The organism is Jatrophihabitans sp. (assembly GCF_035474675.1).
Taxonomy (GTDB): domain Bacteria; phylum Actinomycetota; class Actinomycetes; order Mycobacteriales; family Jatrophihabitantaceae; genus Jatrophihabitans_A.
In genome coordinates, this window is sequence record NZ_DATINC010000182.1 from 1 (window position 1) to 18,712 (window position 18,712).

Below are 18,712 nucleotides of genomic sequence, written 5' to 3' on the forward strand. Positions count from 1 at the left end.
TCGGCGGCGCGTCCAGGATCGCCATCCGGTTGCCGTGCTGCTCGCAGTGCGAGATGAGCGCGGTCTGCACCGAGCGCCACAGGTTCATGTCGGTGCTGCCGTCGGGCTTGGTGGCGGCGGTGATCAGGTCGGGCACGATCACCATGGTCACGTCGTCGGCGACGGCCAGTCCGTTGATGCCGTTGCGGGCGGACTCGGAGCCGGCGAACTGCCGGCCGGTCACCGGCACCGGCTTCGGGGCGTCCTGCTTGAGCGGGTAGTGGCCAGGCTTGAGGATGTCGAGCTGGCCGGTCAGGTCCGCCTTGGCGTCCAGGTTGACGGTGACCTTGATCTTGGTCGAGGTCTTGTTCACCACGGTGGCGACGTTGCTGTCGCCGGCGCCGAAGGTCAGGTTCGGGAAGCTCTCCACCACCTTGCCGCCCTCCAGCACGGACAGCGTGAACGGCGACGGGTCGTCCGGCTTCGCGCCATCGGCCGGCTCCTCGCTGTCGATCTGGACGCTGAGCAGCGCGTCCGGGGTGACGCTCTCGATGCTGAGCGGCTGGCCGAGGGTGCGGTCGGCGGCGTCCAGCGCCAGCTTGGACGGCTGGCCGGCCGGCGCGGCGTTCGGCACCCGGCAGATGTAGGCGATGCTGCCGCCGTTGGCGAAGTACCCGTAGACCGACAGCGGCAGCATGCAGCCCTCGCTGAAGCTGCCGTAGAGCTTCTCGAACTGCGACCAGCTGGTCACCAGCCGGGGCGCGGCGCCGGTCGGGTCGTTGGGGTCGTCGTCGGGAGCACGCTGGGTGAAGCCGACGAAGGCCGCGATGGCGGTCGGCGCGGCGGACAACACCTTCTGGGACGAGGGGACTTCTTCGACGTAGACGCCGGGGGCGGTGTACGTAGGCACGGGAGGCAGCTCCAAGAGAAGTGATGCGGGTGTCGGCCCCCGTGACCAGGCGAATCCACGGCAGGTTAGGTCACGGTGTACAGCCTCTGTGAGTATTAGCGCGGAAGAAACGCCATTGGTGTAGTTACGGAATGGTTAAGCACTGTCGGTCCGGGCGTGTCGCCCGAGCCGGGTCAGCCGGCGGTGGTGCGCAGCGCTCCCGGCAGGCTGATCGTGACGACCCCGCCGAACGAGCAGACGCAGGTGGAACCGGACACCAGCGCGGGCTTGCCGCCGATCGTGGTGCGCGGGGCGGTCGGAATCCAGGTGCCGGCGATGGCCGGTACGCACGGCATCGGGGTGAGCACGCCGAGCGCGGCCGCGGTGGCCGCCGCGACTGTCGGGTTGGCGATGGAGGAGCACATCCCGAACGGCGGGATGTTGACCATCGGCACCATGTCGGCGATCGCCGCGGCCGGCCGGCCCTCGATGGTCACCCGGCTCATCGGCAGGATGTTGAGGGTGGTCGGCGCCATGCCGAACGAGCACTGCAACATGGCGCCCGTGGTCACCGAGAGGCTGCCCATCCGCCGGCCCTCCTAGCGCTTGGAGTTCTTGACCGACGCGGTGAGCTGCTGCCCGGTGGTGGTCACGAAGCACAGCACGTTGCGGTCCTTCTGCTGCTCCCAACCGCGCGCCGAGGGCAGCAGGTAGGTGAAGAAGTAGGACGAGTCCAGGTAGTCCCTGCCGACGTAGCCGGTGTACTGCTGCGCGCAGGCCCCGTCGGCGAACACCTTCAGCGCGGCGTCGCCGGGATAGGCCGAGACCTCGCTGCCGTCCTTGCTGGTGTACCGGACGCTGGCGTAGGACTCCTGGGTGTGCGGCTGGTCGCAGGGCACCGACTTCAGCTTGCTCAGCTCGGACTTCACCGTGCCCGGCGGGTCGAAGCACTGGCCGGGCTTGACGTCGAAGACCGACACCGAGGTGGCACCGGACTTCGAACCGCCGAACATCCCGCATCCCGCGAGCAGTAGCGCGACCCCGGCCAGCGCCGCCGCGCGGGAAACCTGTCGGGCGCGACCGGACGGCACCGGGCCGGCCGGCGGTGGCGCTGGGGTTACGGGCACTGCGGTGTCACCGCCCAAACTTTTCGTCCTGACCATCCGGTCGCAGCGGGAGGTTACACGCGGGCGCCTCCCGGGTGGCTCATCACACACCGCTCACCGGCGATCCGTCCCGGACCCGGTCGTACTGTGAAAGGACCCCGGTGTCGCGTCGGGAAGGCGCCGGAGCCGGTCGAAGATCTTCCATTCCAGGTCAGGAGCGACACCATGGTGCAGACCACGCCGGCGCTGGGCAGCCGCCCGCAGCGCGGACCGTTCGCGTGGGTCGGGGCGTTCACCGGCTTCTACCCCGCCGAGGCGTCGGAGTTCAGCGACCTGGACCCGGTGACCCGCTTCCTCTACGCCTCCCGCAGCGTGATCCTGGTGATCTCGGCGCAGTCGGCGGTGATCGCCGGGCTGCTGGCGCTGACCGACCGCAGGCTGCACGCCATGCCGTTCATCCTGGTGCTGCTGGGCTACGTGGTGCTGCACGCGGTCAGCAACCTGTCCAACGACTACTTCGGCTACCGGCGTGGCCACGACACCGCCGACTCGCCGCGGCGGCGCTACACCCTGCACCCGATCGCCAGCGGTGCGGTCACACCCCGGCTGCTGGCCGGAGGGCTGGCGGTGCTCGGCGTGCTGGCGCTGGCGATCGCCGGCTACTTCATCGCCCTGCGCGGCTGGCCGGCGCTGCTGCTGACGGTGGCCGGCGCAGTCCTGCTCTACGCCTACGACGCGGCACCGCGGGCGCTGAAGGAGTTGGGCCTCGGCGAGGTGGCCGCCTTCGCGGTCTGGGGACCGTTGATGATCGGCGGCGGTTACTACGTGATCACCGGGCGGGCCTCCGCCGACGCCGTCCTCGCCTCCGTCCCGGTCGGGCTCGGGGTGGCCTCCATCCTGGTCGGCAAGCACATCGACCAGCGGATGTTCGACACCTCCCAGCAGCAGCGGACCCTGCCGGTGCTGCTGGGCGAGCGAGCCGCCCGTGCCCTCAACCGGGCGGTGCTCGGCGCGATGTACCTCGTCACCGCGGCAGCCGTCCTGGCCGGTGCCGTGAGCCCGTTCGCGCTGGTCGTGGTGCTCGCGCTGCCTCGGGCGCTGCGCGCGGTGCGGGTGATGGCGCGGCCGGCGCCCGCCGCGCCGCCGGCCGGCTATGTCGGCTGGCCGCTGTGGTACCACCGGGTCTGCCTGGTGCACAACCGGCTGTTCGGCTGGCTGTTCATCGCCGGCCTGGCCGTCGGGGCCGCCGTTCCGGACTGGCGACTGGGCTGAGCCACCGGTGCGACGGGCGCTGAGGTTGTGCAGCGTTGGTGGCCCTGGCGACCCTGCCGTAGCGTGGACGACAGGTTGAGCAGCAGCCATACGACAGAAGGATTCCTCGGATGGCTGACTACCTCGCCGACGCCGATATCGCGGCACCCGCTGACGAACTCTTCGACTACCTGTCCGAGGTGGGCAACCTGCCGGACTACTTCGACCGGATGACCTCGGCGACCGACAACGGCGACGGCACCATCGCGGTCGCGGCCGACCTCGGCGACCAGGTGGTCGAAGGTGAGGCCTGGCTGAAGATCGACCGGGACTCAAAGACCCTGACCTGGGGCTCGGAAGGGCCGAACAACTACTCCGGTCAGCTGCAGGTCAGCGGCGACGGGGACCGTTCGCGAGTCGAGATCACCCTGCGCACCGAGCGCGCTGCCGGCGAGGAGATCCAGCAGGGCTTGGAACGGACGGTGTCCACTATCAAGGCGATCGTGGAAGGCCGCTGATGCCGGTTCGGCCTACCGGCACTGCCTCGTCGGCTTCCGACCCGTCCGAGGAGACATCCGCCGATGCCCGCTAGCGCCACCGCCGCCAAGCAGCTCACGGTCGCCGAGATCAACGAGTTGCACGCCGACGCCGAGAAGTGCGCCGAGGTGGCCGGGCTGGTGTACGTGGCGGCGGACCAGCCGGGCATGCGCCGGATCCGGCGCGGCAAGGGGTTCAGCTACCTCGACTCCCGGCAGCAGCCGCTGACCGACGCCGAGGTGAAGGCCCGGATCACCCAGCTGGCCATTCCGCCGGCCTGGACCAAGGTGTGGATCTGCCCCAACGGCGACGGCCACATCCTGGCCACCGGGCAGGACGACAAGGGCCGCAAGCAGTACATCTACCACCCGCGCTGGCGCGCGATCCGGGACATGCTCAACTTCTACCGGCTGATCCTGTTCTCCGCGCACCTGGCCGAGATCCGCGAGCACACCGCCCGCCAGCTGCGCCGGCGCACCTTCGACCGGGACCGGATGCTGGCGGCGATGATCCGCATCATCGACCTGACCAACATCCGGATCGGCAACGAGGTCTACGCCGAGGAGAACGACAGCTACGGGCTGACCACGCTCACCCGCAAGCACGTCCGGGTGCACAGCGACCAGGTCAGCTTCGCCTTCCCGGCCAAGTCCGGCAAGCCGTGGGACGTCACCGTCACCGACTCCGGGGTGGCCCGGGTGGTGGACAAGCTGCTGGCCCAGCGCAGCCGACGGCTGTTCAGCCTGGACGGCAAGGCGGTGAGCTCCGACGAGCTGAACCAGCTGCTGTTCTCCCTGACCGGCGAGCACATCACCGCGAAGAACTTCCGCACCTGGGGCGGCACGCTGGCGGCGTTCACCTACCTGAAGAACCGGCTGGACAGCGAGCGGGCCGCCGAGAAGGTGGTGATCGAGGCGGTGGACGAGGCCGCCGAGGCGCTGGGCAACACCCGCACCGTGGCGCGGGCCCACTACGTGCACCCGCACGTGCTGGAGACCTACACCGAGAACACCTTCGGCAGCTACCTCGAGCAGGCCAAGCCCCGCGCGATACCCGGCCTGCATCCGGACGAGCGGTTGCTGGCCGCGTTCCTGGCCGAGCTGTTCGACGCGGAGTTCTCGCTGCTGTCGACCGGTAGCTGACCGGCCGGGCAGCCCTGGACTGGGCCCGCTGCCGACAGGACCCGGTCGGAGCCGCGTGGTAGAACTCGCCGGTGACGAACTCCGGGTCCGGGTGGGCCGAGGCCGGCCCGCAGGACCTGGGCGGTGGCGTGCACCGCATCGCGCTGCCGCTGCCGAACGACGGGCTGCGCGCGGTGAACGTCTACGCGCTGGAAACCGGTGCCGGCCTGGTGCTCATCGACGGCGGTTGGGCGCTGGCCGAGAGCGAGCAGCGGCTGGTCGGCTCGTTGGACGAGATCGGGTACGGGCTGGGCGACATCACCGCCTTCCTGGTCACCCACCTGCACCGCGACCACTACACCCAGGCGGTGGCGGTGCGCCGCAAGGTCGGCTCCCGGGTCAGCCTGGGCATCGGCGAGCAGGCCAGCCTGCAGGTCACCAGGCAGCTGGCGCAGCGGGGCGGTCGGGCGCACCGGTTGCCGCACCTGCAGCGCACCGGGGCCACCGAGCTGCTGGCGACGCTGGCGGCGGCCGGTGGGGTGGTGCGGACCGGGCCGCCCGAGGACTGGGAGCTGCCCGACAGCTGGCTGCACGACGGCACCGAGGTGCCGGCGGGTGACCGGAGCCTGCGGGTGATCGCCACCCCGGGGCACACCCAGGGCCATGTGGTGTTCTCCGACCCGGACGCGGGGCTGCTGTTCGCCGGCGACCACGTGCTGCCGCAGATCACCCCGTCGGTCGGGCTGGAAGCCGCGCCCGCGCCGTTCCCGCTGCGCGACTACCTGGACTCGCTGCGGCTGATGTTCGCGCTGCCCGACGCGATGCTGCTGCCCGCGCACGGGCCGGTGGCGGGCAGCGTGCACCAGCGGGTGACCGAGCTGCTGGCCCACCACGACCACCGGTTGGCTGCCTCGGCCGGGGCGGTGGCCGCCGGGGCCGCCACCGCGTACCAGGTCGCGCTGGCGCTGCCGTGGACCCGGCGCAACAAGGCGTTCGGCGAGCTCGACCCGCCGAACCAGCTGCTGGCGGTGACCGAGACCGCGGCCCACCTGGACGTCTTGGTGTTGCAGGGCAGGCTGGCCGGCGGCGTCGAGGAGGACGGGATCGAGTACTACCGGCCGGTCTGAGCTCGGTCTCCGGAGCCTCGTGCTCAGACCAGTTCGATGACGTCCTGGATCGAGTCGAGCACCCGGCTGGGCCGGTACGGGTAGCGGTCGATGTGCTCCGGACGGGTGGAGCCGGTGAGCACCAGGATGGTCTCCAGCCCGGCCTCGATGCCGGCGACCACGTCGGTGTCCATCCGGTCGCCGACCATGGCGGTGTTCTCCGAGTGCGCCTCGATCCGGTTCAGCGCGCTGCGGAACATCATCGGGTTGGGCTTGCCGACGTAGTACGGCTGCTTGCCGGTGGCCCGGCTGATCAGCGCCGCCACCGAGCCGGTGGCCGGCAGCGGTCCCTCGGCGGACGGGCCGGTGACGTCGGGGTTGGTGGCGATGAACCGGGCGCCGCCGTCGATCAGCCGGATCGCCCGGGTGATCGCCTCGAAGGAGTAGGTGCGGGTCTCGCCGAGCACCACGAAGTCCGGGTCGGTATCGGTCAGGGTGTAGCCGACCTCGTACAGCGCGGTGGTCAGCCCGGCCTCGCCGATGACGTAGGCCGAGCCGTGCGGCAACTGGTCGCCCAGGAACGCCGCGGTGGCCAGCGCCGAGGTCCAGATCGACTCTTCCGGAACCTTGAGGCCGGCGCGGACCAGCCGGGCGGCCAGGTCGCGCGGGGTGTAGATCGAGTTGTTGGTCAGCACCAGGAACCGGCGCTGCCGCTCGATCAGGCGCTGCAGGAACTCCGCCGCACCGGGCAGCGCCTCGTTCTCGTGGACGAGGACGCCGTCCATGTCGGTCAGCCAGCATTCCACGGGGTGCCGGGTGCTCATGCCCGATCAGCCTACGGGGAGGTGGTGCGGGCCGGCGGCCTGACCGGGCTAGACGTCGACGACGCCCACCACGCCGCCGGCGGTGTGCACCCGCTCGGCGTCCGGGTCGTCGAACCACCGGCCGCCGGAACCGAGGTAGCGGAACTGCAGCCGCTGGCCGGCCGCCACCGGCACGGTGACGCTGCGGGTGCCGTTGGCGCGACGCACCAGCTTGTGCCGGCCCGGGGTCCAGTCGTTGAAGCTGCCCACCACCGACACCGGCCCGTCGTGGACGTCGTCGGGCAGCACCAGGCGGAGCTTGGGCTGGCGGGTCTTGGGGTCGGTGAGGATGGAGATTGCCACTTCGAGGTGCTCCTGAACGCTGTTGTGCTGGTGGGTCGGGTTGGGCTTGATGGTTCGGTCGGGCTGGTGCACCGGCTTCCCGGTGCTCCTGGACCGTATGCGAGGTCCGGCCGTGCGCCGCCCGCGACGCGCTGGGCCGGAGCGGGTGGGCCCAACGTCACATCTCGTCTCCGGCCGGTGCCGGGACAGTTGGGTGCGCAGCAGAGGTGTAGTAAGGAAGGACGGCTAGCGTGCGGGAGGTTCGACGATGCAGTACCGATTGCTCGGCCGGAGCGGAACGGTGGTGTCCAACCTGGCGTTGGGCACCATGACCTTCGGGACCGAGACCGACGCCGACGGCGCGCACGCGCAGCTGGGCCGGTTCCTCGATGCCGGCGGCAACCTGGTCGACACCGCCAACGTCTACAGCGGCGGGACGAGTGAGGAGATCATCGGGCGGTGGCTGGCGGCCAATCCGGGCTATCGCAGCCGGGTGGTGCTGGCCACCAAGGGCCGGTTCCCGATGGCGGACGGGGTCAACGACCTGGGCCTGTCCCGCCGGCACCTTCGGCTGGCGCTGGAGGCGTCGCTGCGGCGGCTGCAGACCGACTGGATCGACCTGTACCAGGTGCACGCCCATGACCCGCTGACGCCGATCGAGGAGACGCTGCGCTTCCTGGACGAGGCGGTCCGGGCCGGCAAGATCAACTACGTCGGGCTGTCGAACTTCACCGGCTGGCAGTTGCAGCAGGCGGTGGGTGTTGCCGAGCGGCTGGGCTTGAGCGTCCCGGTCACCTTGCAGCCGCAGTACAACCTGCTGGTGCGCGAGATCGAGTGGGAGATCGTGCCGGCCTGCCTGGCCAATGGCCTGGGCATGCTGCCCTGGTCGCCGCTGGGTGGCGGGTGGCTGACCGGCAAGTACACGCGAGAGGACCGGCCGACCGGCGCGACCCGGCTCGGCGAGAATCCCGACCGCGGGGTGGAGGCCTACGACCGCCGCTCCGGCCAGCAGCGCACCTGGGACGTGGTGGACGCGGTGCGGTCGGTGGCCGACGAGCTCGGGGTGTCGATGGCGCAGGTGGCGCTGGCCTGGCTGGCGGACCGGCCGGCGGTGACCTCGGTGATTCTGGGCGCCCGGACCATCGCCCAGCTCGAGGACAACCTGCAGGCGGCGGACCTGCACCTGAGCGCCGAGGACGTCAAGCGGCTGGACGTGGCCAGTGACCCGGAGCCGGCCGACTACCCGTACGGGGAGCCGGGCGTGGACCAGCGGGCCCGCAAGATCAGCGGCGGCCGCTGAGCCTGGGTCTTTCTGCGGCCGGCCACTGCCGCAGCGGTCAGCCTCGGCTGCGGCCAGCCGCTGCCGCAGTGGTCAGCCTCGGCTGCGGCCGGGCGCGCCCTTCGCTGCGCGGTTGGCCGTTGCCGCCGGGTCCATTGCGGCACAGTCAGCCGCTGCTCCTGTCGCCTTGCAGCGCGGCGAGCAGTGCGGCGCCGTCTGGTACGCCCAGGCCGGTGCACGGATCCCAGCCGGGTCCAGCGGAGTAGGCGCCGTTGCTGCCGTCTGTGACGTCCCGGAAGCCGGGCGGTACCTGGCCGGCTGGAATCGCTCCGTACAACGCTGGCTGGATCAAGCCGAGCTTGCGGCCGGTGGCCTGCACGATCCGGGCGACCAGCGCCGCCCACAGTGGTGACACCGCGCTGGTGCCGCCGATGACCATGCTGCGGCCGTCCACCAGCACCCGGTAGCCGGTCTGTGGGTCGGCCACGCCGGCGACGTCCGGTACGCCACGCCCGGGTCGACCGGCTGGCTGGGGCACGCCCGCGTCGGCCTGCCAGCTGGGCAGGCCGAAGGTCCTGCTGACGCCGCCGCCGGTGGCGCCGGCGCCCGTCCCGTTGTTCCAGACCGTCTCGGAGCTCACCGAGCCAGTGCGCGGGTCGGCCTGCAGCCGAGTGCCGCCGCAGGCCAGGGCGTGCGGGCTGGCGGCCGGGAAGTCGACGTGTGCCCGGCCGTCGGAGCCCCGGTCGGTGCTGCCGTCGTCGCCGGCGGCCACGGTGACCGTGACGCCCAGCGCGGCGGCGTCGACCAGCGCCTCGTCGAAGGCGGCCTTGGCCTGCTCGGTCCACTCGTCCTCGTTCAGGCCCCAGCTAATGCTGATCGCGGCCGGTGTCGGGTCTGCGTGCGCGGCCTGGCTGAGCGCGTCCACGAAGCCGGCGTCGGTGTTGGGCGCGAAGTAGACGACGATGTCCGCCCCCGGTGCCAGCGCTCCGGCCACCTCGATGTCGAGCAGCACCTCGCCGTCGGCGCCGTTGGGATCCTGGCCGGGGGCGTTGACGGCGCCGTCCACCCCGACGGCGGTGACCTTCGGTCCGGTGATGCCCAGGCCGGTGAAGTAGGTGTCGAGTTCGGCCTGGTCGAAGCCACCGCCGAGCTCCAGGATGGCGATGGCCTGGCCGCCCCCGTCGGTCCCTTCCGGGAAGTTGTAGATCCTGCCCAGCTCGATAGGGGTGTAGGCGACCGACACGGCGTTCGGGACTGCCCAGCGGTATTGCACGCGGGCCTGTGGGCGGTCGTCCAGGCCGAGCACGGCGGTGACCACGCCGGACAGGGCGGCGGGCACGCTCAAGCCGCCGCTGCGGTGCCGGTGCTCGATCCGGCCGCCGACCGGGGCGGTGCTGGACGCCTGCTCCAGGGAGGTGCCGAAGATCTGCCCGAGCAGTCTCGCGGTACCGGCGACCCGAATGCGCCGGCTGGCCGGGTCGGTGTCGACCACTTGGGCGCCGAGGGCGGTCAGGGTGGCGGTGACCAGGTCCAGGTCGGCCGGATCGGCGCCATAACGGGCCGCGAACTCCGCCGGTGGCAGCGGGGAGCTGAGCACCTCGTCCGGGACCTCGGCCCGGCGCCGTACCACCAGGGTGACGGTGAGCGGGCTGTTCGGGTCGAGCGCCGCGACAGGTGCCACGTCGGGTGCCGGTGGCCGCTCGCTGCCGGGCAGTGGGCGCAGGTCCAGATTGTGCGGGTCCGGGGTGGAATCGGTCATGCTTCAGGTCTACCCCAACGGGCTGACAGTTCGCCTGGTCAGGAGTGCCGGACCGCCGGAGCCGGCCACTGCTCAGCTCTGCCAGAATGGGCGGCGAGCGCCGGCCCTACCCGGCCTGCGCGCTCGGGAGGGTTCGCATAGCGGCCGAGTGCAAGCGCCTTGAAAGCGCTCGACAGGAAACTGTCCGTGGGTTCAAATCCCACACCCTCCGCAGAGTTCGACCTGTGTATCGGCTCGATATTCCGATTGCTGAGGTTCTATGCTGGCGAGCGAAGCCCCCGATCACCTGCTTTCAGCACAAAGCCATAACTGATTATGCGTGTGCAGACGAGACGTTCGATTCAACGACCGCACTTCTGAAACCTTGACCATCGCCGCGGTCGACTTGAAAGTCAACGGACCATGAACTCATCCCAGGACGGAGTTCTAAGACATTGAAGGATAGTGGGCTCCCACCAGCGCCGAGGCTGCTGCCACAACCAACGGTTGTGATATCGCGGTATCGTGCAGGCACATTCCCATCGGAGACAGAAGCATGCACGAGTCTCGGAATATGTTTGTGCCCGTGCAGAATCAGTCCAATATTACGGCCAGCGCACCATGATAAGAAGCGATCAGCATCGCGTAATGCAATAAATTTTTCTCGGCCAACCCAGCTGCGCACGTCAAAGATCGACGTCTCGCGATATTTCTTGAAGGGATAAGGATGATGGTGAATAAGTGCAACTCGTGTATAATCGTCAAATTGTCCTCGATCATTACGCACTTCCCAGGCTGTGCCGACTCGAAGTAGTTGGTCCGCTCCTACCTCTCCTCTTGCAAGATCTCCTGTGCGGGACGAATCAAAGCAGAAGTAGGCGATTCTCGCCCGCTCGTCTACTACAACCTCTTCCCATCGAAGATCTGCAACTTGTCGTAGGGAAACGCCCACCCCTTGCACCGCATTGCCAAAGATGCGCTGATCATGATTTCCAGGAACAATTATGGGGCGCTGGCCGTTGGAAATAAGCGTTAATTGCTGCTGAAAATTCCTAAACTGTTGTGCATGACGCTCTTGCGGTTGATCGAAAAGATCGCCAGTTATAACGATACCGTCAATATTCTCCCTTCGCCGCCGGATGGCAAGTTCTAAGAGCATCTGCGTCTCAGCAGCGCGGCCTGTCCCAAAGTGCAGATCACTTAGATGCAGTATCCTGCTCAAGGGCAAGTCGTGCGCAGACCTGGAAGGCAGCGCAAGCACATCGGCCGCTCGCTCAAAATCTCGGTTTTCAATTGCAGACGCGAGAATGCTGAGACGTTCGTACGCCTCGTCAAGCGGAAGAAATCGAGATTCACCAGTGCGCAGCAAGTAGATTGCGCCCGGCCATGTGTCACGCTGCTTTAGCGCATCGATCGTTGCTTGGTTAGGATCTAATACTTTGGTGTTCGCTGACGGTTCGTAATAGTCTGGTATGAGTACTAGGATGCCATAGCCCGGCATTCGGGCTGCTTCATTTGCGAAGCGGTCGAGCGTTCCTTCGTGCTCCCATGTACCAATCGGCATAATGTATAGATCGTAATTGCCCAGCACATCGCGGAGCGGAGCGAGAACGTCACGTAAAACCTCGTCTTCCAAAACTTCATCATCAGAGGATTCCCAGGCGACAGCATTGAGCCTTTTTAACGACGATCGCGCGATTCGTTGAATGTCAGCAGCCCACTGATAGCTAGTCGAGATGAATCGCGGCCGCATCGGGTCGTTATCATAGGCGATTCTTTCCAAGAAGGCTTGGACCGTCGACCGCGTCAATCGCGCTGCACTGTGCGCTGAATGCGATGTCAAGTAAGCAACGACGTTAGTAGTACCCAAGTCGAATCTGACGCCCATGAACGCCTCCTTGCTCAGTATGCTTTTCGACTCACCGGTAGCATAAATCCCTGTACCTTTAACGCCAAGCCCGGCAGCTACTATCAAGCACCCTCGGTTGAAGACACGAGTTACACCACCAGGAACCCGTCATACCGTGCTTAGCTTGCTCGTAGACGGCCTTCGGTTGCAGCCCGTTCAGCGGAAGATCGAGACGTGTCCCGGGTATCGCCAAGTTCGGGCATCAGGTAGAGGTAGGCTCGCGCAGGATGCAGCGACTTGCCGAGCGCTAGCTTCTAATGCAGAGAGTGAAGTTCGAATACTCGGCTTGCACAAGCTTGAGCGTGATGGTGTGCGGCGTCCTCGGGAGTCGACCCACCTGGGGATCGATTCCAAAGCCATTCATCCGCGCCTGCTGATAGGCCGCCCGGTAGAGATTTATGGGAGCTCGCCGCACGGAATCGTTTCCGACTCCACTGCTACTACATCGTGCATGTCCGAAGTGGTCATACGACAATGGCAGGTTCCATGCGACGGAACGAACGAGGACAGCATCGGCGGGAACGAGGAGGCTTAGGCACAGTCACGGGTAGCTTAGAGCACGATGAACATCGATCCGGTAGGTGCACTCATGTCCACGTTCTTTCCAAGAACGATCTGAGCCGTGATCACAACTAGTGCATCGTCAGGGCTAGTCGACTCGGTGTACCACTGACGACTATCGATCGTGAGTCGACTAACCAAATTGTCATCATCCATAAGGCAGTATGTTGGTCCCCCGCTCGGTGGCCCCTGAAACCCTTGCAGTTGTTGCTGGTTAGCTGGACGAGTTAGGCCGTCCAAGAGGGTCTTCAGCCGGTTGTCAGTGTCGCCAACTCGACGGGAACCTGCGGCTGAAAGCAACAAAACGTCGAGTTCGACAGCCGTTCGGAACCGTTCATGTGCTGGAGAAATGAAGGCTAGACCTGAGAGATGTGTCGTGACGTGCGGAGCGCTGGCACCTTCAAGCATGTGGCCGATCTGTGCTCTGATCTGGGGATGAAAGGTCCGGCGTAGCTCAGCTTTGGCTGGGCTAACGCCACGTTGGGTGGCAGGTAGTGATCCTTGGTAGGTCAAAGTGAGCTTCACCAACCTGTCATATCACCTCGCATGTTGACTCGGTTGCACGTCGCAGGATGACACTCCTCACCGGGGCCTTCACGCAGATTACTTAGCGTCCGAAAGGACAAATCCCGTTGATCTTTCACCAGAACGACTCAGCATCGGTGATGTGCCGCCCGTAGCATGAGCACTAACCCGTGCCTCAGCGAAGAACTGGCAACGCCTTGCGCTGGTAAGTCCACCGACAACCAAAATCTCAGCAGGACATCATTCGCGAAGCGACCGTCAAGGAGGTCGGATGGCAGCTGAGTCGACTCCCATGGAGCGTGCCGTCAGAGACGGCACCGTCGAGGCGCCGGAACCCTTCCGTGACGTCGAGCCGACCCTGACCTTGCCCCGCGGCACGCATACAGCGGACTTACTTGATCGCGAGGATCGCGGACCAACTTCTACGTAGACACAGTGCTGCTCAAACGTATCTTATCGAAGATCTTATCGAAGAGGAGTCCCCCAGGTCCGTGCGATCTTGCATATGAAGCCATTCCATAACTGCGCGAACTCATCCGCTAGCGCCGGCGATGAGGCGACGCCAACTCACCTGCAGCCACTCCCGGTATTGCTCCCCGGTCCAGCCCAACGTCTCGCGGGCCAGCAGGTACGTCTGCGCGTGGGCCAGCACGCCGGCGGTGTCGCAGAGCCAGTCCAGGTCCACGGTCTCGGGCAGCAGCCCGTCGTCGTGGAGCGCGGTGAAGAACTGGCGCAGCAGGTCACGGGTGGCCGCCCGCCCGGCCCGGGCCGCCTCGGCAAGCAAAGGTTCGACGTGCTCGGCCTGGAACGCGACCGCCAGGATGTCGCCGGCGCGAGAGAGTAGGGCCGCGTTGCCGGCCGCCATCAACACGATCCGTTCGCCCACAGTAGGGGCGGTCAAAGCAGCCTGGAACCAGTCCCGGTGCGGCACGTCGATGTCTTCGGTATCCCCGGCGATCGCTACGTCCACGACCCGCTTGAGCAACTCGGCCTTGGTGCCGAACCGCACGTACAGGGTGCGGTGCCCGACCCGGGCGGCGTCGGCGACGGCGACCAGCGTGGTGGCCGCGTAGCCGTCGCGGATGAACAGCTCCCGCGCCGCAGCAAGGATGCGCTCCTCGGTCTCGGCGACCCGGGCTGCACGCAAGCCGGCGGAAGAGGGCTTGACAGTGTCGGACATGAGATGCAGTCTAACTGCATCAATGCAGTACCACTGCATCAACATTCGAAAACGTGCGCATGAGGAGGACCCCATGACCACGACCGACGCCCCGCTGCTCGACGGTGTGCACCACCTCAAGCTGCCGGTCCGTGACCTCGCCCGTTCCCGGGCCTGGTACGAGTCGCGGCTCGGCTACCAGGTGACGACCGAGTTCGTCGAGCACGGCACGCTAACCGGCCTGGTCATGACCCATCCGAACGGCGGCCCGATGTTCGCCCTCCGCCGGGACCCCGAGCGCGCCGCCGCGGCGGCCGGGTTCGACTACTTCTCCATCGGCGTTCCCACCAAAGAAGCACTCGAAACCCTCGCCGCCCGGCTCACCTCCTTCGGCGAGACCCATGCCGGAGTGCACTTCGCGACCATCGGCTGGATCCTGCCGGCGACGCACGACCCGGACGGGCACGAGGTCCGCTTCTACACCACCGAGCACCACACCGACACGACCGATCCGGAGATCGCGCAGGTCGCCGATCCGGTGGCAACCGCGGCGCGCCGCGAGCAGGCCTACCAGCCGGCCGCTACCGGCACGCCCACCTGAACAACCGCGATCAGCCGGCCAGCCCGACCACCAGCATGTTGGCGTACGGCGGGTACGGCGGGGCGTAGAAGTTCGCCACGTTCGAACCGCGCAGGAACGCGTTGCGGGCATACAGCAGCGGCACCACCGGTGCGTCGGCCATGATCATCCGGTCGGCCTGCCCCCACAGCTCCTGGGCGGCGGCCTGGTCGGTCTCGGCGCTGGCCTGCGCGATCAGCCGGTCCACCGCCGGGTTGCTGTAGTGGCTGGAGTTGTAGTTGCCGTTGCCGATCTGGCTGGAGTCGAACAGCGGCTGGATGTTGCCGGTCGCGCTGGGGTAGTCCGGTAGCCAGCCGAGCATCACCAGGTCGTAGTCGCCCTTCTTGTCGCCGGCGTCGGCGTAGAAGGAGTCGCTGTCCTCGGGCTTGAGCCGGACGTTGATGCCGGCCGCGGTCAGCCCGGACTGCACCGCCTGCGCCTCGGCCAGGTGGATGCTGTCGTTCTGGGTCAGCAGGGTCAGCGAGATGCCGCTGGCGTGGCCGGCCTGGCTCAGCAACGCCTTTGCCTTGGCGATGTCACCGGTCGGGGCAGCTGGGTACTTGTCGTAGGACTGGTAGCCGGGGATGCCGGGAGTGATCAGGGTGCTGGCCAGCTCGCCGCCGATCTCGGCGCCACCGGCGGCCACCTGGACCGCCTTCTTGTTCACCGCGTACTCCAGCGCCTGGCGCACCTGCAGGTCGTTCAGCGGCGGACGGGTGACGTTGATCGCCAGGTAGCTGAGCGCGCCGCTGGGCGAGGTGGCCAGCCGCTGGGACACGCCCGGATTGCCCAGCACCTTCGGCAACAACGCCGCCGGCACGTTCGCCGAGGACACCGCGTTGCGGTCCTTGCCCTGGTCGGCGATCAGCCGCTGGTTGATCACCGTCGGGTCCAGGCCCATGGTGTAGACGATGGTGTCCGGCTGGGCGGTCCGGACCGGGTCGGTGGCCCGGTCCCAGTTCGGGTTGCGCTTGAGCACCAGCGTCGAGCCCTGCTTGAGCTCCGAGACCTGGTACGGACCGCTGGCCATCGGGTTGTCCCCGTAGTGCTGGATGTTCTCGGCCCGCTTCGGCACCGGCGCGAACGCCGGCATGCTGGCGATCCAAGGCCAGTCCCCGGAGGACGTGGTGAGCTGGAAGACGATGGTGCGGTCGTCGGGCGTGGAGATGGAGTCGAGCTCCTTGCCGTCGAACGGGCCCTGGTAGGAGTCCCCGCCCACCAGCAGTGTCTTGTGGTAGGCCAGCCCACCGGACAGCTGGGCCGCGAAGGAACGCTCCACCCCGTACTTGATGTCGGCGGCCACGATCGGCGAGCCGTCGGCATACTTCAGGCCGGGCTTGAGGGTGTAGGTCCAGCGCTTGCCGCCGTCGGAGACCCGGCCGGTGTCGGTGGCCAGGTCCGGCACCACCGTCGGCGCCTCGGTGGCCGACTCCTGCCAGGTGGTCAGGCTGCGCAGCACCAGGTGGATCGTGCTGGTGGCCAGGTTCTGGCTCTTGGCCGGATCCAGGTTGATCGTCGGAGCCGGGCTGAGCACATCCAGCTCACCACCGGCCTTGGCCTTGGTCGGGACCGGCCCGGCGGACTTGTTGTTGGCATGGCAGCCGGACGCGCCGACCGCGAGCAGCGCGGCCACCGCGCCGACGAGCACCGTACGTCGCATGAGTGTCAGATCCCTTCTCACAAGTGGTGCCACCGGCCTCAGCTGGTGACTCTCGGGTCGAGGTAGCCGTAGAGCAGGTCGACGACCAGGTTGGCCAGCACGATCAGCAGCCCGGCGAACACCGTGCAACCCACCACCACCGGCAGGTCGGAGCTGGCCACGGCGTCGATCAGCAGCGCGCCGAGGCCCTGCATGCCGAACACCTTCTCGGTGATCACCGCGCCGCCGAGCAGGCCGCCCAGGTCCAGCGCGAACAGCGTCAGCACCGGGGTGAGCCCCGGCCGCAGGGCGTGGTGGACGAACACCCGGCGCCGGCTGAGCCCCTTGGCCCGGGCCATCGCGATGTAGTCCTCGCCGAGCACTTCCAGCACCTGGGTACGGGTCAGCCGGGCATAGATCGCGGCGAAGACGAACGCCAGCGTGCACCACGGCAGGACCAGGTGGAACGCCCACTGCACCGGGTCGTCGGTGAGCGCGACGTAGCCGTTGACCGGCAGCACGTTGAACCGGAACCCGAAGACCAGGATGCCGACCAAGCCGACCAGGAAGGTCGGTGCCGACACGCCGCCCAGCGCGCCGACGGTCACCAGCCGGTCCAGCCAGCTGTCGTGGTAGAGCGCGCAGACCAGGCCGGCCAGCACACCGGCGACCAGCCACAGCAGCGCGGCACCCACCGCGATCGACAGGGTCACCGGGAACCGGTCCGCGATCAGCGCGGTGACCGGGCGGCCCTGCGGGAAGGAGTAGCCGAAGCAGGGCGCTGGGCAGTGCAGGCTGGCGGCTCCGCTGCCGTAGCTGCGGCCCAGCACGATCCCGTGCAGGTACTGCAGGTACTGCACCGGCACCGAGTGGTCGTACCCGAGCAGCGCGCGCACCTGGGCCAGCCGGTCCGGGGTGCACGGCTTGCCGCAGGACAGCCTCGCCGGGTCGGACGGCAGCAGGAAGAACACCAGGTAGGCGATGGCGGTCACCAGCAGCATCACCACCAGGACGCCGCCGATCCGGCGCAGCAGGTACCGGGTCATCGGGGCCTGCCCTGCCGTCCGGTCCAGGCCGTCCGGTGGGTACGCGGGTCCAGCGCGTCGCGCAGGCCGTCGCCGAGCAGGTTGAACCCCAGCACCGCGGCGAACAGCAGGCCGGCCGGGAACAGCAGGAACATCGGATCGCCCTGCACCCAGGCGATGGAGTCGCTTATCGAGCGGCCGAGATCGGGCTCCGGTGGCGGGATGCCGACCCCGAGGAAGGACAGTGCCGCCTCGGTGCCGACCGCGGCCGGTACCGAGAGGCTGGCGAACACGATCACGGTCGAGGCCAGGTTCGGCAGCAGCTCGCGAACCAGGATCCACCGCCAGCCGGCGCCGAGCGAGCGGGCGGCCAGCACGAACTCCCGGTTCATCAGCGACAGCGTCTGGCTGCGCACCACCCGGGCGATCGCGGTCCAGCCGAACACCGCGATCACCGCCACCACCACCAGCACCCGGGGCAGCGAGTCCGGCACCAGCGCGGTCAGCGCGATCATGAACACCAGGCTGGGAAAGGCGAACATCACGTCCATGAACCGGCTCAGCACCGAATCGGTGAACCCGCCGGCATAGCCGGCCAGCAGCCCGACCAGCAGGCCGATCAGCACCGCCGCGGCAGTGGCCACGACGCCGACCAGCAGCGAGGTGCGCAGCCCGTACAGCGCGATGGCGAACAGGTCGCGGCCGGTCAGCGGCTCCACCCCGAACCAGTGCGCCGCGCTGACCCCGCCGAACCGGCCGCGTGGGGCGTTGCCGCGGGCGTCGTCGAGCAGGTCCAGGTGGTAGGTGTAGGGATCCTGGCCTTCGAGCCGTACCAGCAGCGGTGCGCAGCTGCCGGCTCCGATGAGCCCGAGCACGGCCAGCCCGCCGACGAGGCCCCACCGCTGCGCGCGCAGCCGGGCCCAGCCGCGGGACCACTGACCACCGGACGCGCCGGCGGGCAGCGGCCGGCTGTCCCGCTCGGTCTCAGCGGCGCGTGCCGTGCCCAGCTCGACCATCGGCACCAGCCTTTCGCCGGGTCGACCGCGTCGAGACGGGCGATGCAGGTCGGCACTTCGGAAGTTGCGCTTTAAGACTTTTAGGGCATTCGCTAGATTAGCGAGCCT

General features: G+C 68.0%; 16 protein-coding genes, 1 tRNA gene and 1 pseudogene. 7 read left to right on the plus strand and 11 right to left on the minus strand.

Annotated elements, in window-relative coordinates; all coding sequences use genetic code 11:
* The 3 genes and pseudogenes from VLJ82_RS20625 to VLJ82_RS20635 all read right to left on the minus strand — a co-directional run.
* A pseudogene (locus VLJ82_RS20625) lies at positions 1-889 on the minus strand (phage tail sheath family protein); the annotation flags it as partial.
* 173 nt (positions 890-1,062) lie between these two features.
* Positions 1,063-1,455, minus strand: coding sequence for a DUF4280 domain-containing protein (locus tag VLJ82_RS20630; RefSeq protein WP_408665251.1), 393 nt, complete (start codon positions 1,453-1,455; stop codon positions 1,063-1,065).
* Between the two features lie 12 nt (positions 1,456-1,467).
* Positions 1,468-1,995, minus strand: coding sequence for a septum formation family protein (locus VLJ82_RS20635; protein WP_408665252.1), 528 nt, complete (start codon positions 1,993-1,995; stop codon positions 1,468-1,470).
* A 204-nt stretch (positions 1,996-2,199) separates the two neighbouring features.
* Here VLJ82_RS20635 and VLJ82_RS20640 point away from each other — a divergent pair, with 204 nt between their 5' ends.
* The 4 genes from VLJ82_RS20640 to VLJ82_RS20655 all read left to right on the plus strand — a co-directional run bounded on the left by VLJ82_RS20640 (position 2,200) and on the right by VLJ82_RS20655 (position 6,010).
* The gene (locus VLJ82_RS20640; RefSeq protein WP_408665253.1) at positions 2,200-3,246 is read left to right on the plus strand and encodes a prenyltransferase; all 1,047 of its coding nucleotides are present in this window, start codon (positions 2,200-2,202) and stop codon (positions 3,244-3,246) included.
* Positions 3,247-3,356: 110 nt separating this feature from the next.
* The gene (locus VLJ82_RS20645) at positions 3,357-3,743 is read left to right on the plus strand and encodes an SRPBCC family protein (protein WP_408665254.1); all 387 of its coding nucleotides are present in this window, start codon (positions 3,357-3,359) and stop codon (positions 3,741-3,743) included.
* A gap of 63 nt (positions 3,744-3,806) precedes the next feature.
* Entirely contained in the window at positions 3,807-4,904 is a 1,098-nt protein-coding gene (locus tag VLJ82_RS20650) for a DNA topoisomerase IB (RefSeq protein ID WP_408665255.1), read from the plus strand.
* A gap of 71 nt (positions 4,905-4,975) precedes the next feature.
* On the plus strand, positions 4,976-6,010 hold the full coding sequence (locus tag VLJ82_RS20655; RefSeq protein ID WP_408665256.1) for an MBL fold metallo-hydrolase: 1,035 nt from the start codon (positions 4,976-4,978) through the stop codon (positions 6,008-6,010).
* A gap of 23 nt (positions 6,011-6,033) precedes the next feature.
* Here VLJ82_RS20655 and VLJ82_RS20660 read toward each other — a convergent pair whose 3' ends face one another.
* Both VLJ82_RS20660 and VLJ82_RS20665 read right to left on the minus strand, forming a co-directional pair.
* On the minus strand, positions 6,034-6,813 hold the full coding sequence (locus tag VLJ82_RS20660) for an HAD-IIA family hydrolase (RefSeq protein WP_408665257.1): 780 nt from the start codon (positions 6,811-6,813) through the stop codon (positions 6,034-6,036).
* 48 nt (positions 6,814-6,861) lie between these two features.
* A complete protein-coding gene (locus tag VLJ82_RS20665) occupies positions 6,862-7,227 on the minus strand; it encodes an isoamylase early set domain-containing protein (protein WP_408665258.1) in 366 nt (121 codons plus the stop codon).
* 175 nt (positions 7,228-7,402) lie between these two features.
* Here VLJ82_RS20665 and VLJ82_RS20670 point away from each other — a divergent pair, with 175 nt between their 5' ends.
* Positions 7,403-8,434 carry an aldo/keto reductase gene (locus VLJ82_RS20670; RefSeq protein WP_408665259.1) on the plus strand — a complete coding sequence of 344 codons (1,032 nt, stop codon included), beginning with the start codon at positions 7,403-7,405 and terminating at the stop codon, positions 8,432-8,434.
* A gap of 145 nt (positions 8,435-8,579) precedes the next feature.
* On the opposite strand, the gene VLJ82_RS20675 is transcribed toward VLJ82_RS20670, so the two are convergent.
* On the minus strand, positions 8,580-10,172 hold the full coding sequence (locus tag VLJ82_RS20675) for a S53 family peptidase (protein ID WP_408665260.1): 1,593 nt from the start codon (positions 10,170-10,172) through the stop codon (positions 8,580-8,582).
* A gap of 126 nt (positions 10,173-10,298) precedes the next feature.
* Here VLJ82_RS20675 and VLJ82_RS20680 point away from each other — a divergent pair.
* Positions 10,299-10,383 (plus strand) — tRNA-Ser (locus VLJ82_RS20680).
* A gap of 102 nt (positions 10,384-10,485) precedes the next feature.
* Here VLJ82_RS20680 and VLJ82_RS20685 read toward each other — a convergent pair.
* Both VLJ82_RS20685 and VLJ82_RS20690 read right to left on the minus strand, forming a co-directional pair.
* Positions 10,486-12,039 carry a metallophosphoesterase family protein gene (locus tag VLJ82_RS20685; protein ID WP_408665261.1) on the minus strand — a complete coding sequence of 518 codons (1,554 nt, stop codon included), beginning with the start codon at positions 12,037-12,039 and terminating at the stop codon, positions 10,486-10,488.
* Between the two features lie 1,639 nt (positions 12,040-13,678).
* A complete protein-coding gene (locus VLJ82_RS20690) occupies positions 13,679-14,326 on the minus strand; it encodes a TetR/AcrR family transcriptional regulator (protein WP_408665262.1) in 648 nt (215 codons plus the stop codon).
* 73 nt (positions 14,327-14,399) lie between these two features.
* Here VLJ82_RS20690 and VLJ82_RS20695 point away from each other — a divergent pair, with 73 nt between their 5' ends.
* On the plus strand, positions 14,400-14,906 hold the full coding sequence (locus tag VLJ82_RS20695; RefSeq protein ID WP_408665263.1) for a VOC family protein: 507 nt from the start codon (positions 14,400-14,402) through the stop codon (positions 14,904-14,906).
* Positions 14,907-14,916: 10 nt separating this feature from the next.
* On the opposite strand, the gene VLJ82_RS20700 is transcribed toward VLJ82_RS20695, so the two are convergent.
* From VLJ82_RS20700 to VLJ82_RS20710, 3 genes are read right to left on the minus strand one after another with little or no spacing between them, the layout of a single operon-like run.
* The gene (locus tag VLJ82_RS20700; RefSeq protein WP_408665264.1) at positions 14,917-16,584 is read right to left on the minus strand and encodes an ABC transporter substrate-binding protein; all 1,668 of its coding nucleotides are present in this window, start codon (positions 16,582-16,584) and stop codon (positions 14,917-14,919) included.
* A gap of 38 nt (positions 16,585-16,622) precedes the next feature.
* Positions 16,623-17,609: an ABC transporter permease gene (locus tag VLJ82_RS20705; protein WP_408665265.1), complete on the minus strand. Its 987-nt coding sequence runs from the start codon at positions 17,607-17,609 to the stop codon at positions 16,623-16,625.
* Positions 17,606-18,604: an ABC transporter permease gene (locus VLJ82_RS20710; RefSeq protein WP_408665266.1), complete on the minus strand. Its 999-nt coding sequence runs from the start codon at positions 18,602-18,604 to the stop codon at positions 17,606-17,608. The genes VLJ82_RS20705 and VLJ82_RS20710 overlap by 4 nt, the downstream gene beginning before the upstream one ends.
* Between the last annotated feature and the right edge of the window lie 108 nt (positions 18,605-18,712).

Coding starts and splice junctions, on each gene's coding strand:
- VLJ82_RS20630 (WP_408665251.1), bottom strand. CDS start 1,455: ATGGGCAGCCTCTCGGTGACCACGGGCGCCATGTTGCAGTGCTCGTTC.
- VLJ82_RS20640 (WP_408665253.1), top strand. CDS start 2,200: ATGGTGCAGACCACGCCGGCGCTGGGCAGCCGCCCGCAGCGCGGACCG.
- VLJ82_RS20645 (WP_408665254.1), top strand. CDS start 3,357: ATGGCTGACTACCTCGCCGACGCCGATATCGCGGCACCCGCTGACGAA.
- VLJ82_RS20650 (WP_408665255.1), top strand. CDS start 3,807: ATGCCCGCTAGCGCCACCGCCGCCAAGCAGCTCACGGTCGCCGAGATC.
- VLJ82_RS20660 (WP_408665257.1), bottom strand. CDS start 6,813: ATGAGCACCCGGCACCCCGTGGAATGCTGGCTGACCGACATGGACGGC.
- VLJ82_RS20670 (WP_408665259.1), top strand. CDS start 7,403: ATGCAGTACCGATTGCTCGGCCGGAGCGGAACGGTGGTGTCCAACCTG.
- VLJ82_RS20675 (WP_408665260.1), bottom strand. CDS start 10,172: ATGACCGATTCCACCCCGGACCCGCACAATCTGGACCTGCGCCCACTG.
- VLJ82_RS20685 (WP_408665261.1), bottom strand. CDS start 12,039: ATGGGCGTCAGATTCGACTTGGGTACTACTAACGTCGTTGCTTACTTG.
- VLJ82_RS20690 (WP_408665262.1), bottom strand. CDS start 14,326: ATGTCCGACACTGTCAAGCCCTCTTCCGCCGGCTTGCGTGCAGCCCGG.
- VLJ82_RS20695 (WP_408665263.1), top strand. CDS start 14,400: ATGACCACGACCGACGCCCCGCTGCTCGACGGTGTGCACCACCTCAAG.
- VLJ82_RS20700 (WP_408665264.1), bottom strand. CDS start 16,584: ATGCGACGTACGGTGCTCGTCGGCGCGGTGGCCGCGCTGCTCGCGGTC.
- VLJ82_RS20705 (WP_408665265.1), bottom strand. CDS start 17,609: ATGACCCGGTACCTGCTGCGCCGGATCGGCGGCGTCCTGGTGGTGATG.
- VLJ82_RS20710 (WP_408665266.1), bottom strand. CDS start 18,604: ATGGTCGAGCTGGGCACGGCACGCGCCGCTGAGACCGAGCGGGACAGC.